Genomic DNA, 15,113 nt, shown 5'->3' with positions numbered 1-15,113 from the left:
CGAAAAGTACCGACCTTTGCCTCATCACAACCTGATTAATATGACCCGCATCGGCTTACTCTCGGACACGCACAGCTTTCTGGACCCACAGATTTTTACTCATTTCGACGCCTGCGACGAGGTCTGGCACGCGGGCGACGTAGGGGCGCTGGACGTACTAACGCAACTACGGGATTTTCGGCCGCTACGTGTCGTTAGCGGTAATATTGATCGGGTAAGTTCCGATTTACCCGCCGAGCAACGGTTCTCGATCGAAGGCTTCCACGTCTGGATGACGCACATTGGTGGAGCACCACCCCGCTACAATCCGGAGGTTCGCCCTGTACTACAGGGCACCCCGCCGGATCTATTTGTTTGTGGTCACTCACACATTCTGAAAGTGTTACGCGATACCAGCCTGAATAATATGCTTTATCTCAACCCCGGAGCGGCTGGCAAAACAGGTTTTCATAAAATGCGTACCGCTATCCGTTTCACCCTCGACGCCGGCCGGATCGGCGATATGCAGGTGATCGAGTTGGGGAAGAAGTAGTTAGTTGGGCCAGTGCGTCTCAATGCCCTGCGAGCGAACCAATTTCTGAAAATCCTGGAGTAGCTTATTGTCTTCCCGAACAGCACGGGGCGGCACTTTTTTGCTCAGCGCATAAGCCACCAGCATCCCCACCGCTTCCCCAATGCTCCACTCAACCGGGTGCAGGCGATAGCAGCCATTAGTCAGGTGCGTCGTACCGATGTTCTTGTTGGCGGGGAGTAAATTCGTCACGCGCTGGGGAAGTAAGGCACCCAGTGGTATCTGAAACGGCAATGAGCTGAAGTCAATGTAATTGGACCCGCTGCTACTCGGATGCAGGTCGATGTGGTAGTAGCCAGTTCCTACACTATCGTAAAAATCAGACGCCATGTTGCCGGTTTTCTTTCCCGTGATGAGCGCCCGGTTTTCTGCCCCAACGTGTTCCTCCAGTATTGTGAAGACGGATTTGATACGTCGGGATTCGCGGATGTATGGATATTTGGCCAACCCATCTTCTGTGCCCATAATATCAGGACGCAGGCGTAAGCCAGCCCAACCCTGTCCCCCATCCGGGCGGGGCGCTTCAGTCTGTAGCCAGTAGAGCAACGACAGACTCAGCTGCTTGGCTCGTTCCACGTGCTTTTTAAATTCTTTGTCGCTGGCACTGATCAAGTTACCTAATATATAATCGTTCTGAGGCCAGTTGACGCTGGAAATATCGCCCGCGTAGGTCCCCGGTTTGAAATTGGCCTTGCTGATGATCCGCCGGTAGTTCCACAGGTTCAACGTCTCACCGGTTTTGATACCCTCCGGGTGAAAGCCCAGTTGCTTTGGCTCCAGTGTTTTCGGGTTTGAATAGCTTAGACTCAACAGCTTTCCCGACCAGGCAGGCGTTACGTTAGGCACGTAGCTCTGCCAGAACGAATACTCCCTGGGTCGAGTAATAATATGGTTCTCTCCAGGTACGTAATCTATCGCAAAGCACATCGTAAATGCCTGGCAGTTATTCGGGTCGGCTTTCTCAGGTGCGTGTAATTCACGGGTTTCTTGCTGCGACTCAGTTCCCGTCACAAATTCGGTTTTGGTCAGGGGTAGTAAATCACCTAACTCAGTGGCATCAACAAAGTAGGGAGCCGTCAACGTATATTTCTTACCGCTGCGCAGGTCAACGGACTGTAAAGCTCGTACCACATCACCGTCGACATCAGCCCCGCTAATCTTGTGTTCCAACAGCAGCGTCAATTTACCGGAACTCAGGTAAGGCATTAACAACTGATACAAGGATGCCAATGCCACCCGCGGTTCATGACAAAGTCGTGAAACAGCCCCGTCTCCCGGATTTAGGCTTGGCCGCTTTCTGGCCTCTTCAGTTAGTGGGTAACGCTGAACGTAATACTGCCGGATAGTAGTACGCAGATCGCGGTAGAGTTGCGTAGCGCCGTGCGTTTCAATCCATTGATGTTCGTCAGGTGGTACGCCCTGCTGGGTCAACTGACCACCAATCCAATCCGTTTCTTCGGTCAAGACGACGGTCCGCCCATTTCGTAGCGCCCCTAATGCAGCCGCACAACCTCCGAGTCCACCACCCGCAATAATTACGTCGGCAGAGTAGCCGGATTGATTTCTGGGGTCTAGCCACGAGCCAGCCTGCGTGTCAAAAGAAGGAAGAGTTAACAACGGTGTAGCCAGCACAGCACCACTACCAGCCGATAGGTGTTCGAGGAAAGTACGTCGATTCATGCCAATAGATTGAGCTCAAAGCCTGTCAATCTACTACGTAAGTACTGTGACGAGGCTTTTTACCGAGCCACAGTCTATTTTAGCCGTCAGTTATCAAAGTAACTTACTCACTACAAACCAGCATAAAAAAATAAGACCCCGTTTTCAGGCGGGGTCTTATCAATTTTTTACGTAGCTACTCGACTAGCTGCCGCACATCTCACAACCTTCTGGATCGTCCAGTGAACAAGTCATGGCCGCGTATTGCTGTTCGAGATCGGTTACCATCGGCACCGGCATAGGCTGGGCGTTAGTTGCGTGTTCTTTCGCGTATTGTATGTAATCGAGTGGCTTCTCGATAGGTGCTGCTTCGCTCATCACGGGCTCCAGTTGTGGCTCAGCCTGTGGTTGTACAACAGTGAACTTCACCGCATCGGCAGCAGCTTTCGTTCGCAGGTAATACATACCTGTTTTCAGCCCTGCTTTCCAGGCGTAGAAGTGCATCGATGTCAGTTTGCCGAAGTTCGAATCCTGAATGTGGATATTCAGCGACTGCGACTGACAGATATAAGCACCCCGGTCGGCAGCCATATCAATGATATGTTTCTGTTTGATCTCCCAAACCGTTTTGTAGAGGTCTTTGATGTTCTGCGGGATGTTTGGAATTGCCTGAACCGAGCCATTAGCCAGAATCAGGTTATTCTTCATGGCATCATTCCACAGACCTAGTTTCACCAGATCACGTAACAGGTGTTTGTTCACCACGACGAACTCACCCGACAGCACGCGACGAGTGTAAATGTTGCTCGTGTACGGTTCGAAACATTCGTTGTTACCCAGGATCTGTGAGGTCGACGCCGTTGGCATTGGTGCCAGCAGCAGCGAATTCCGAACACCGTATTCAACGACATCTTTGCGCAGGCTTTCCCAATCCCAGCGGCCTGACTTTGGCGAAGTACCCCACATGTCGAACTGGAAGACACCTTCCGAAATTGGCGAGCCTTTCCAGGTTTCGTATGGTCCCAGCGTTTTGGCCAGTTCCATCGATGCCGTCATGGCGCCAAAGTAAATCGTTTCGAAAATATCTTCGTTCAGGCGACGCGCTTCGTCCGACTCAAACGGCATCCGCAGCATGATGAACGCATCGGCCAGCCCCTGCACACCCAGTCCAATTGGCCGGTGGCGCATGTTGCTCCGACGGGCTTCTTCAACTGGGTAGTAGTTGATGTCAATGATTTTGTTGAGGTTCTTCGTGGCGGTCTGCGTTACCTCGTAAAGCTTCTGGTGGTCGAACCGCATTATGCCGTCCTGACCCCGCGTGATAAACTTCGGCAGTGCAATCGACGCCAGGTTACAAACAGCTACTTCATCGGGCGACGTGTACTCGATGATCTCGGTGCACAGGTTTGACGACTTAATCGTACCCAGGTTTTTCTGGTTCGATTTTTTATTAGCCGCGTCCTTGAACAGCATGTACGGGGTACCGGTTTCGGTCTGTGCTTCCAGGATGGCGAACCACAGTTCCTGCGCTTTCACCGTCCGGCGCGCGCGGCCTTCACGTTCGTACCGCTCATACAGCGCTTCGAACTCATCACCGTAGCAATCGGCCAGACCTGGGCACTCGTGAGGACAGAACAGCGACCAGACGTCATCGGCTTCTACCCGTTTCATAAACAAATCGGGTGTCCAGAGGGCGAAGAAGAGGTCACGAGCGCGCAGTTCTTCTTTACCTGAGTTCTTTTTCAGATCCAGGAAGTCGAAAACGTCAGCGTGCCAGGGCTCCAGATAGATCGCAAACGAGCCTTTGCGCTTACCACCACCCTGATCGACGTAACGAGCGGTGTCGTTGAAGACACGTAGCATCGGTACGATCCCGTTCGACGTACCGTTAGTGCCTTTGATATAGGTACCCGTTGCCCGAACGTTATGAATGCTCAGACCAATACCACCCGCCGATTGCGAGATCTTGGCCGTTTGTTTCAGCGTGTCGTAGATACCGTCAATCGAATCGTCCTGCATCGTCAGCAGGAAACAGCTCGACATCTGTGGTTTTGGCGTACCCGCGTTGAACAGCGTTGGAGTTGCATGCGTAAACCACTTTTCTGACAGCAGATTGTAGGTTTCAATGGCAGCGTCGATATCCTCCATGTGAATCCCAACAGCAACCCGCATCAGCATATGCTGGGGCCGTTCAGCAATCCGGCCATCGAGTTTTAGGAGGTATGATTTCTCCAGCGTTTTGTAGCCAAAGTAGTCGTAGCTATAATCCCGATCGTAAATGATTGTCGAATCGAGCAGCGCTGCGTTTTTCCGAACGGCATCGTACACTTCTTTCGAGATCAGCGACGCGTTCTCACCCGTCTTCGGATCTTCGTAGTGGTACAATTTCTTGATAGTGCCGGAGAACGACTTATTCGTCTCTTTGTGCAGGTTCGATATAGCAATTCGGGCGGCCAGAATTGCGTAATCGGGATGACGGGTGGTCATCGAAGCGGCCGTTTCGGCAGCCAGGTTATCGAGTTCGGTGGTTTTTACGCCGTCGTACAACCCGCTAACTACCTTCATGGCCACATCGACCGGCTGAACGTAGGACGGATCAAGACCATAACACAGTTTCTCGATCCGGGCGGTGATTTTATCGAACTTGACCGACTCCCGGCGACCATCGCGCTTGACTACTTGCATGAGCGTTTGGGATTAATGATTATATATATAAATGAGCGATACTGGAGTTGCTTGATTTTTTAAAGTTGCTTCGAAATAGACGGAAAATCAAGCCTGAAGGTTCAGGCTCATTTCGGAAACCAGCCGCCCTGCCGGGCCAAGCACTGTGTAAAGAAATTGTTAAGGCGTCACGCTTAATGACTTAGCCGCAAGTCAATGAAGCGTAAAATCACCACATTAAAATTTCGGGTGATTGCGCAAGAGCCTGCTCTGATATACCCGCCAGTTGTGGGCGCAGTAGTGTTGAGCAGACGGTAGCTAAATGTACGGACATTGCCAATACGGACAAGGTATTCCTGTAGTATTTTAGGCAACGGAATTATCTTAGCATCTTGATAATCAACACATAAAAGAAGCATAAAAAACGTTTGCCAATCCACAAAGAACCCTGTATCTTTGCAATCCTTTTCGGACGGAAACCGAGAAGACGAAACTGAGCATTAGATTATGAAAAAGGGCATTCACCCGGATTACCGCGACGTGGTATTCCACGATCTGTCGAGCGACTACAAATTTCTGACGCGTTCGACGGTTCAAACCAAAGACACCATCGAGTTCGAAGGCCAGACCTACCCACTCGTTAAAATTGAAGTTAGCTCGCAGTCGCACCCTTTCTATACGGGTAAGAACGTACTGCTCGATACGGCTGGCCGTGTGGACAAGTTCCGCAAACGGTACGGTACCAAATAAGCTACTCGATCTTCAACAAAAAGCCCTCACCAATTCTGGCGAGGGCTTTTTGTTTTTACTGATTGATGTATTTGTTTACGCTACCGAACAGTGTCCACTTTTGTGGCTCCTCCCCGACGTAACGAATCAGGGCGCAGGCGCTTTTTCTTACGATCTTTCGGCAGGGTCGTGTCCAGACCGGCAGCCATTTTAGCCCGCTGCTTGGGACCAACATTTTTCATCATTGGTTTCGGCTCGCTCGTGGGCGGTGTTTTCTCCGTCGAAGTCGACTGCTGCATCACCGGAGACTGGTTACTTTGCCCCTGCGCGTTAAGCAGCAGGCAAACAGTCAGGGACAAGGTCAGAAATAAGATCCGTTGCATAACGTTGATGGATTGATATAGCTCTTTAACCAATGGCTTATGCATAAGGTTATCAAGCGACTACGTCCACCAACCGATCTATTCGCCTAATCAAGAATCCCAGGTTATAAATTGAACCGCGTCCGTATCTGCTCGTTCATGGTTCGACTGGACGTCAGCTTCCGCCCCTCGGGCCCGTTCATGTAAAATACCAAAGTTCCGCTAAAGCCTCTCCGCATTTCTCGAATATGGTCCGTGTTGAGAATATAGCTTCGATGGATACGTAAAAACGGATCGGGCAGTTGATCAACCAGACTACTGATTGTAAACTCCGTCAGGAGCCGCCTGCCATCAATGGTATGCAAAAACACATACTTCTCGTCAGCCTCGGCATATACGACTTCGCTTAGCTTAACCAGGAGTATTCGATCGCCCTGTTTTACCGTGAGCGTTTTGTATTCTTTTTTCTCGTGTAACTGCCGGATCAAGCTAGCCAGGGGTAAGGGAATCAGTTCCGTTGCTTCGACCTGTTGCAGCTTTTTTACGGTCTTATCCAGCCGCTCTTTCTCGATGGGCTTCAGTAGATAATCCAGCGAGTTTTCCTCGAACGCCCGGATGGCGTATTGGTCGTAGGCAGTGGTAAACACAATCCTGGGCTGACGTTCCAGCCGGGCCAGCATATCGAAGCCGTTTAAGCCGGGCATTTCGATATCCAGAAAAAGCAGCTCGGGTTGCAGCGCCCTTGCCTGGTCAAGTCCTTCAATCCCGTTGGCGGCTTCGCCCACAATAACGAAATCAGGATATGGTAGCAGCAAGCGCTTCAACCGCTCCCGGGCGGGTTCCTCATCTTCAACCAGCAGCGTTCTCCAGACCTTCATGCGTACTTTTATTAAGGGACTATCGTCGTCACGGCGGGCGAATCACGCACCAGGATAACGTACTGAAAATAATCGGCCATCTGCTTACCCGGCTCGTTCAGTTGCAGACGCTGGGCAGCTGGCATGAAGTTACTGTACGTAATCTTTATAGGTTGCTGCACAAACGGGCTCGCCGGACCATCGAGTTTAAATAACGTAACGGTGTTTGGCTGCGTTACCTGCTTGAAATCGTCAATGAAATCGAATTTAGTCATCGGGCCATCGTAGTTCATCTGGTCGAAAACCGTGAACCGTTTTCCTTTGGCCTGCACCATTGGCGGAAGAAATTGTGTAGGCAGCGCCATTTTACAGCCTACATACAGGAAACCAACTGATAGCACTTTACCGCGGAGCGCCAGCGTCGTATCGCTCAGAAGCCGGTCAACAAATGAGCTGGCCTTACCTTCGTTCGTCTTCGCCTGCAGTACGTGGAAGAAGCCCCAAAAGCCGTATATCTTTTGCTTCGCCCAGTGCTGCGTCTGGTAACAGGTTTTAAAGTTTTCGTAAATAACGCCCTCCCGACGAGCACCGATTTGCTTGCAGTTGGTCAAGGCAAATGTAAGCTCTTGGCGCTCCGAAGACGCTAGTTTGGCGAAGGTGCTCGTTTGTAGCTGAGCGATCAGCCGAGTAGCTTCTTCGCTGATCACACTGTCTGGCACAGCTTTCCTGAGTAATCCAGACAACGTACTGAAGTCAGCTTTGTAGCGCATCAACGGCTTTGTCACCAGCAACGCATCCAGGTAGTTAGCGACTAAGACCGGATTCTGAATTTGATCGATGCCGGTGAAATGAATTCGTTTATTAGCTGGCAGAGTCTGATTAAGTGCTCTGATCTTTCGTATTTTCTCCTGGAAGTCTTTGTTGGCCCACTGGGCATCTTGTCTGACCCAATCGGCGAAAACGGAATCCAGTTTCGCTTCACCGCCATGATCCAGGTATTCATTCAGGTACCAGGCTTTGGCAAAATCAACTTCGGCCACGTACGTGCGAACGCCAGCCTTCTGATTCAGTAGTTTCAGAAAATTAAAATCAACGTTCTGTGGTTCGCGGATGCCGTGCGACTCGCCCAGCAGGAACACCTGATGATTGAAGAAATCGTCGTTGACAATAGCGCTCTCGGTGACCTGCTGCGTAATATCAGCACGGTTATTTTTCAGGTAATCGGTGACAGACTGAGCTGAAGCGGCAGTCATTAGCCAGCAGCACAGGGCGATGAGGTAGTACTTACGGAACATAAATAGGATTGGTAGGCTGGTTAGTAGGGTAATAATGTGGCGGAAGCAGGGACTATGATTGGTAAGACGATACGTACGCACTTATCGGGCGGGTTGACTAACTGGATCTGGTGATTACTTCCGTACAGCAGGTTAAGTTTGTCGAACGTGCTCTGCAAACCGTACCCCAGTTGCAGTGAATCAGGAAACGGAATACCGTTGTCCGCTACGTTGATGACGAGCTCGTAGGCGGTTCTGGTCACGGACACCAACAGCTCTCCCCGCTGCAATATGTCTTTGAGTCCATGTTTCAGCGAATTCTCCACCAGTGGTTGCAGCAGGAATCGGGGAATCGTTACTAGCTGGCAGTTGTCGTCAACTGTTACGTCAAACCGAATCCGGTCGCCGAACCGCACTTTTTCGATAGCTAGATACGTATTTAGAATATCAATTTCCTCCTGAACCGTGATGCTATTGCTGTGCTGGGAGCCCATGCTGTACCGGAATAGTTTGGACAACTGTAGCGTCATTTCTTCGGCCTTCTCAGGGTTGGTCATGGTTAACCCGGCGATGGCGTTCAGCGAGTTGTACAAAAAATGGGGATTCATCCGGGCTTGTAGGCTTTTCAGCTCCGCATCCGTCGTCAGTTGTTTCAGTCGAATCACATCCAGCTCTTTCTCCTGCAACCGCATTTGCAAGGCCGAGCGCTTGGTATGATACACTAAGTTTAACGTACTGACAATGAAAACAATGATTGGTGTTAGTTTATAGTCATCGTAGTGCGTCAGAAAATGAAACGGTGCACCCAGTAGACTCGACAGGACCCAGTAGGCCAGTTCGATACCCACAAACATTCCGGCCAGATTACACAGGTAGTAGCCAGCGATGCGCTGCCATTGATTTATGTTCCGTGTTTTTATACAGTGCTCAAACAGATACAGGCTATTGGCGATACTAATTGAGATGGCAACGCTGAAAGCCAGATAAAACAGCAGGTTTTTCGGCGTTATCCAATGCCCCGTAAAAACAGTTTGCAGTAAACTAAGCATCAGGCCAACGGCGAGGCCGATGAACAGGTACTGCCCATTGGCCTGGTACAGGGATGCATTAATCAGGGGTAGTAGCTTGCGGTTCATTATGAAAGCAAAGCTGAAGAAACGAGCCGGGGTTTCACGTAAAAAAACGACGAGTGGTCGGATTCACGGGACAAAACGTCGCATTATGGACTTTTTATGCATCATACGATTAACGCCCATGCGGCAAATTAATCAGCCTCCGTGTGGAATTGGTGCGATACGTGCATCTTACTCCCGATAAGCAGCTAGTTCATGTTTTTAAAACGACTTCGTTCATCTAGATCAGCCAGTAGCCGACCGAAGACGCCGGCCGATTACATCGCAGCCTACCGGGCTTCGGGCGATCTGGTCGTATTGGGTGAGTTGTACGAACAGTATATGGAGCTGGTATACGCTGTTTGCTACAATTACCTGCGCGATGAAGAAGAGGCAAAGGACGCGGTCATGCAGTTATTCGAGCAGTTGATTACCGATCTGCGCCGACATGACGTACAGAACTTTCAGGCGTGGCTCCACAGCGTTGCCCGAAACTACTGCCTGATGCAACTACGCAGTCGAAAAAACCATACCGTAGCGAGCCTGGCCGACACGCCCGATCTGGACCATCAGTTGCATACGGGCAACGAAGACGACCAGCTTGATCTGGAAGCCGATCTAACTCAACTGGAAGCCTGTCTGCAAACCTTGCCCGACGAGCAACGTATCTGCCTGACGCTGTTCTATCTGGAACGTAAAAGCTACGTTGACGTGGCTACCCTAACGGGCTTCGATCTGAAAAAAGTCAAGAGCTGTTTGCAGAACGGGCGACGAAATTTAAAAATTTGTCTAAGCAAATAGGCTGAGCTTGCCTCTACCCTACTGATAATGAACGACCAACTCACTTTTGATGACCTCCGCGCTTACCAGGCCGGGCAACTAAGTACTCAGGCGCGACACCGCGTTGAGCGGTTGTTACTCGAAAATCCGTTTTACGCCGACGCACTGGCCGGATTGGAGGCCATGCAGCAAACAGCGACTCCCACCGCCGAGCAACTGGCCGATTTACGGGTAGCCCTGCACGAGCGTATTCATGAGTCGGCCACGAAAAAGCGGCTGTGGCCACTTTGGATTGCCACCACGACTGCCGCCATTCTGTTCATGCTGGCCATGGCGATCTATTTTATTTTCTTTGCCAATCCCCGACCAGCCCGTCCCAAAACAGCGCCACCTACCCACGCTACGGCGCAACTGATGAGCGCACTCACCGGTACGTTCAGGCAGATTACTATCGAAAAAGTTGCCAGTACCGATAGTACCAGCTGGTTTATTATTGACACGACGCCTAAACCAAAAGATCGGTAAAGACACCGTTTAATCAAGGATTTACGGCATTTTATCTACATTAATAGACCTATAAGAGGGCGCCACGAAAAGTCCCGTATGCTCAAAAGTTTCTCTGCTTCGCGAAACATTTAAGAAAGGCCAATAGTTAATCGGGCAAAACACCTTTCATTACACTCTATGTTTCGCTCAATTTCACAAAAGGTAGCACTCCTTTCGCTTTTAGTATCTACTACCTGTTTGTCAACAACTTACGCACAACAACGCTTTAGCGTTGGTCCTCGCGTCGGCTTGAATTTATCCACATTGCGTGGGGACGTAACGGGCTACAAACTGGCACCTGGTCTGGCCGCTGGTGCTTTCGTCATGTATAGCTCCCTGAACCATTTTGGTATCTCAGCTGACGTTCTTTATTCTCAACGCGGAGGCCGGTTCCCAAGTACGACGAATGGTGGTACGACCACTGAATTCACGCAGCGCATCAATTATCTTGAAATTCCAGTAGCGCTTCGTTACTTCCTGACGCGGAGTGGCGATTTCCGGCCAAACGTATTTTTTGGTCCGTCGCTGGCCATTCCCCTGAGTGCTCAGCGGGTTCGTCAGAAATTGAACAACGTTGATCAACCAAACACCGACAACTCCAGTACATTCAAAAACCTGGACCTGGGTTTACTAGCGGGTTTACAACTCAATTTTCCTGGCTTTGGCGAACGGCAGCGGTTCCTGATCGACGCCCGCTACACATTCGGTCTCGCCGACATCACGGTTCCCTTTACGCCCGTTAACGTAGTACCCGGTGCTACCGGCGCGCAGAATATCTATAATTCAACGATCACGGTTACCCTGGGCTATGGTTTCGGTGTAGGTAGAGAACATCCCAGCCGGTACCGTCGCTAGGCATACCAGCAAGCGTAGCTTGCATTCGTGCTGTATGTATTTCGTGAGTGAAATACATACAGCACGTTTTTTTATGCTCTATCCCTGGCTGTCTTCCAGCTAAGGATAGCTAACGAACAGCCTGGTGCGTGCGGCATTATTGTTTGATTCGGCCCGTACGCCAATTGTTTCGTATTTTTACCCGTTCAAGACATTTGCTTTCCGTATGATGACCAGTTGCCGGTCCCTGTTTGTAACGTTGTTCTGCCTTCTTCTGTCCGCAACCACTTTTGCGCAGACACCTGCTTCGGGTAAAGAACCTGCTTTTCTCCAGCTAACGACTCGTCAAAACCGCTGGGCGGATTCCGTCTTTGCGGCTTTGACCCCAGACGAGCGGATCGGCCAGCTTATTATGGTAGCGGGTTACTCGAACCGTAACCCAGTCTACGAAGATTCGCTGGTTTCACTCGTTCGGACGAACAAGCTGGGCGGGGTAGTCATGTTTCAGGGCGGACCGATGCGGCAAGCCAAATTGACCAACCGACTACAGGCCTTGTCAACGGTACCGCTGCTGATCGCGATGGATGCCGAATGGGGGCTGGCCATGCGGCTCGACAGCACGGTTCGTTATCCTTACCAGATGACCTTAGGGGCTATGTCAGCCGGTAGCGATAGCCTGATTTACAAAATGGGGGCAAACCTGGCCAAACAAGCTCGCCGACTGGGCGTTCACGTCAACTTCGCCCCCTCCGTCGACATCAATAACAACGCTAATAATCCGGTCATCAACTTCCGGTCGTTCGGCGAGAACAAATACACCGTTACGCGCAAAGCACTGGCTTACGTTCGTGGTATGCAGGACAACCGCTTACTGACCAGCATCAAGCACTTCCCCGGTCACGGCGACACTGGTACGGATTCCCATTACGACCTACCCCTCATCAACAAGAGTCGCGTCGAGCTGGACTCGCTGGAGCTGTATCCGTTCCGGCAGTTGATCAACGCCGGGGCAGCCGGGGTCATGGTTGCCCATTTGAATATCCCTTCGCTTGACACCACCCGAAACCTGCCCTCTACTCTATCGCCCAACATCGTAACCCGGTTGCTTAAGGATGAGCTTGGTTTCAAAGGACTCGTTTTCTCCGATGCCATGAACATGAAAGGCGTTACCAAATTCTTTCCGTCGGGACAGGCCGACCGCATGGGACTGGAAGCGGGAATGGACATTCTGGAATTCACGGAGAACGTACCACTGGCCATTGCGCAGATCAAACAGGCCGTAGTCGAGGGCCGCCTGACGCAGGAAGCGCTGGATGCCCGCTGTCTGAAAGTATTACGGGCCAAAGCGTGGGTAGGCTTGAACGAGTACAAACCTATTGTGCTGGACAATCTGGTGCAGGATCTTAATCCCGTTCAGGATGAACTACTGAATCGCCAGATGACCGAAGCCAGCCTGACGGTCCTGAAGAATACGCAGAATATCTTGCCGCTGCAACATCTCGATACGTTACGTATCGCATCGATCGCGATTGAAGCCGATCAGCCAACGCTATTCCAAAAAATGGCGGCTAATTATACCAACGTCACCCACTTTAATCTGACGTCAAAATCACCCGATTCAACCATTGCGCAGGTGCGGGATTCGCTCAAGAACTACAACTTGCTGTTGGTTGACGTTCACCTGAACAACATTCGGCCAGGGGCTAAATACGGTCTTCAGGCAAAAACCGCCGGACTCGTCAGCGAACTGGTAGCAACCGGCAAGGCCGTCGTTACGGTATTTGGTAACGTGTACGTCCTGGATCGACTGACCTTCCCCAACGACACGGTCCGTTCGGAACGCAGCATTGAGCAGGCGCGGGCTATTGTGATGCCCTACCAACTGACCAACTACACCGAAGAACTCGCAGCCCAATTAATTTTTGGCGCGATTGGCGCATCGGGAAAACTACCCGTAACCGTTAATCAGCGTTTCCGGCTGGGCGATGGTATCAACATTCAGCCAAACGGACGCCTTAAATACACAATCCCCGAAGAAGTGGGGATCGACAGCCGTTACCTAACGCAGAAAGTAGACTCACTGGTCAATGTCGGCCTCATCCAGAAAGCCTTCCCTGGCTGTGTCGTGCAGATGGCACGCAACGGCAAGGTCATTTTCCGAAAAGCGTATGGTACGCACACGTATGATGCTTCACTGGGCATCGAGCCAATTGCTACGAAGCTGGACGACCTGTTCGACATGGCGTCGGTGACGAAGGTCAGTACCTCGACCCCGGCGCTGATGAAACTTGTCGACGAAGGCAAGTTCAACCTCGACGGTGTTATGGCCGATTACCTGCCCGATTTCAAAAAATCGAACAAGGCTAATCTGCGCTGGCGCGACGTGCTGACCCACCAGGCCGGGTTAAAAGCCTGGATTCCATTCTGGATGGACACCAAAGAGCCGGATGGCAGCTGGAAACCCAGGACGTTTCAGGCGGAGCGCTCTGGTCGATACTCGATCGAAGTAACCGACAGTCTTTACGAATTCAGACGGTACCCCAAAACTATTTTTGAGCAAATTCGGGACTCGCCGGTGAGTGGCAAAAAGGAATACGTTTATTCCGATCTGTCATTCATCCTGTATCCTCAGATCGTAAAGCGGCTCACGGACGAGCCATTCGAAGACTTCCTGAAGGAAACGTTCTACAAACCGCTGGGTGCCTCAACGTTAACCTTCAAACCACGTCGGTTCTACCCACTCAATCGAATTGTACCGACCGAATACGATTCGCTATTCCGGAAAACGCTGATCTGGGGGCGCGTTCACGACGAGGGCGCGGCTATGCTTGATGGGCTCTCGGGACATGCGGGCTTGTTCGGCTCGGCCAATGATTTGATGAAACTATTCGAGATGTACCGCCAGAAAGGTAACTACGCCGGCAAGCAGTACATTACGTCGAAAACCATTGCGGAATTCACCCGCTATCAGTTTCCGGGACAAAGCCGCCGGGGCCTAGGGTTCGACAAACCATCGCAACCTTACTCGGGCAACGCCCCCCGCTCCGGGACAGCCAGCAGCTACGGCCATTCCGGTTTTACGGGTACGTTCGTCTGGGTTGATCCCGATCCAGCCTATAATCTGACTTACATTTTCCTATCCAACCGGGTGTATCCAACGCGAAACAATAATAAAATTAGCACGTTGAATACGAGGACGAATGTAGTCGAGGCTCTCTATCAGGCCATCCGTCACGGTATGCCATGAAAAACCATCTGATTCATCTGCTGAACTACGAGCTCTGGGCGAACAAACGCGTTATTGACGCCCTTGAGGTACTGGAGAATCCACCCAGCCGGGCGGTGGCCGTAATGGGTCATATCCTGTCGGCGCAACAAGTATGGTTAGGTCGGTTCGTTGGCGAACCGACCTTCATTTCCATCTGGGAGGATACCCCCGTGAGTTGGATGAACGAAATGGCCGAACGGCAGCATCACAAAATAGTAAGCTACGTAAACACCCTGGCCGAAGCCGATCTGCTCAAACCAATCGATTACGTCAGTTCACAGGGCGACAATTACCAGAATACGTTGCTGGATATGCTCACCCACATGAGCCACCACGCGGCTTATCACCGGGGGCAGGTCGTGCAGCTTATCCGCCCCATGGTGAAACAAGCCCCCGTCACTGACTTCATTATCTGGGTGCGGGAGATGTAGGCCTTCGGCTCCGGCAGAGCGTCTTA

Annotated in this window: 13 protein-coding genes; 7 read left to right on the top strand and 6 right to left on the bottom strand. The window is 51.2% G+C overall.

Annotation, left to right across the window (positions count from 1 at the left end):
• Nucleotides 1-40: 40 nt before the first annotated feature.
• Nucleotides 41-532 (top strand): metallophosphoesterase family protein, encoded by a 492-nt coding sequence (locus tag ACYVAD_RS15990; protein ID WP_461140514.1) that lies wholly within the window; start codon nucleotides 41-43, stop codon nucleotides 530-532.
• Here the strand turns inward: ACYVAD_RS15990 and ACYVAD_RS15985 are convergent, their stop codons facing one another.
• Complete coding sequence (locus tag ACYVAD_RS15985) at nucleotides 533-2,251, bottom strand: FAD-dependent oxidoreductase (protein WP_461140513.1); 1,719 nt, start codon at nucleotides 2,249-2,251, stop codon at nucleotides 533-535.
• Nucleotides 2,252-2,434: 183 nt separating this feature from the next.
• The gene (locus ACYVAD_RS15980; protein WP_461140512.1) at nucleotides 2,435-4,915 is read right to left on the bottom strand and encodes a ribonucleoside-diphosphate reductase subunit alpha; all 2,481 of its coding nucleotides are present in this window, start codon (nucleotides 4,913-4,915) and stop codon (nucleotides 2,435-2,437) included.
• A 486-nt stretch (nucleotides 4,916-5,401) separates the two neighbouring features.
• Between ACYVAD_RS15980 and ACYVAD_RS15975 the strand changes: the two genes are divergently transcribed.
• Nucleotides 5,402-5,644, top strand: coding sequence for a type B 50S ribosomal protein L31 (locus ACYVAD_RS15975; protein WP_176566371.1), 243 nt, complete (start codon nucleotides 5,402-5,404; stop codon nucleotides 5,642-5,644).
• Between the two features lie 80 nt (nucleotides 5,645-5,724).
• Here ACYVAD_RS15975 and ACYVAD_RS15970 read toward each other — a convergent pair whose 3' ends face one another.
• The 4 genes from ACYVAD_RS15970 to ACYVAD_RS15955 all read right to left on the bottom strand — a co-directional run bounded on the left by ACYVAD_RS15970 (nucleotide 5,725) and on the right by ACYVAD_RS15955 (nucleotide 9,252).
• Nucleotides 5,725-6,006, bottom strand: coding sequence for a hypothetical protein (locus tag ACYVAD_RS15970; RefSeq protein WP_461140511.1), 282 nt, complete (start codon nucleotides 6,004-6,006; stop codon nucleotides 5,725-5,727).
• A gap of 104 nt (nucleotides 6,007-6,110) precedes the next feature.
• Nucleotides 6,111-6,863 carry a LytR/AlgR family response regulator transcription factor gene (locus ACYVAD_RS15965; RefSeq protein WP_461140510.1) on the bottom strand — a complete coding sequence of 251 codons (753 nt, stop codon included), beginning with the start codon at nucleotides 6,861-6,863 and terminating at the stop codon, nucleotides 6,111-6,113.
• An 11-nt stretch (nucleotides 6,864-6,874) separates the two neighbouring features.
• Nucleotides 6,875-8,137 carry an erythromycin esterase family protein gene (locus tag ACYVAD_RS15960; RefSeq protein WP_461140509.1) on the bottom strand — a complete coding sequence of 421 codons (1,263 nt, stop codon included), beginning with the start codon at nucleotides 8,135-8,137 and terminating at the stop codon, nucleotides 6,875-6,877.
• 20 nt (nucleotides 8,138-8,157) lie between these two features.
• On the bottom strand, nucleotides 8,158-9,252 hold the full coding sequence (locus ACYVAD_RS15955) for a sensor histidine kinase (RefSeq protein ID WP_461140508.1): 1,095 nt from the start codon (nucleotides 9,250-9,252) through the stop codon (nucleotides 8,158-8,160).
• A 192-nt stretch (nucleotides 9,253-9,444) separates the two neighbouring features.
• Here ACYVAD_RS15955 and ACYVAD_RS15950 point away from each other — a divergent pair, with 192 nt between their 5' ends.
• From ACYVAD_RS15950 to ACYVAD_RS15930, 5 genes are all read left to right on the top strand, one after another.
• On the top strand, nucleotides 9,445-10,029 hold the full coding sequence (locus ACYVAD_RS15950; protein WP_461140507.1) for an RNA polymerase sigma factor: 585 nt from the start codon (nucleotides 9,445-9,447) through the stop codon (nucleotides 10,027-10,029).
• Between the two features lie 27 nt (nucleotides 10,030-10,056).
• Nucleotides 10,057-10,533, top strand: coding sequence for a hypothetical protein (locus ACYVAD_RS15945; RefSeq protein ID WP_461140506.1), 477 nt, complete (start codon nucleotides 10,057-10,059; stop codon nucleotides 10,531-10,533).
• A gap of 159 nt (nucleotides 10,534-10,692) precedes the next feature.
• Complete coding sequence (locus ACYVAD_RS15940) at nucleotides 10,693-11,409, top strand: porin family protein (RefSeq protein ID WP_461140505.1); 717 nt, start codon at nucleotides 10,693-10,695, stop codon at nucleotides 11,407-11,409.
• 208 nt (nucleotides 11,410-11,617) lie between these two features.
• On the top strand, nucleotides 11,618-14,635 hold the full coding sequence (locus ACYVAD_RS15935; protein WP_461140772.1) for a glycoside hydrolase family 3 N-terminal domain-containing protein: 3,018 nt from the start codon (nucleotides 11,618-11,620) through the stop codon (nucleotides 14,633-14,635).
• A complete protein-coding gene (locus ACYVAD_RS15930) occupies nucleotides 14,632-15,087 on the top strand; it encodes a DinB family protein (RefSeq protein WP_461140504.1) in 456 nt (151 codons plus the stop codon). Before ACYVAD_RS15935 ends, ACYVAD_RS15930 begins: the two co-directional genes overlap by 4 nt.
• Nucleotides 15,088-15,113 lie beyond the last annotated feature (26 nt).

It is taken from the genome of Spirosoma pomorum (assembly GCF_054776615.1).
The sequence above is the reverse complement of the archived record's forward strand: the minus strand, read 5'-3'. Positions and strand labels throughout refer to the sequence as shown.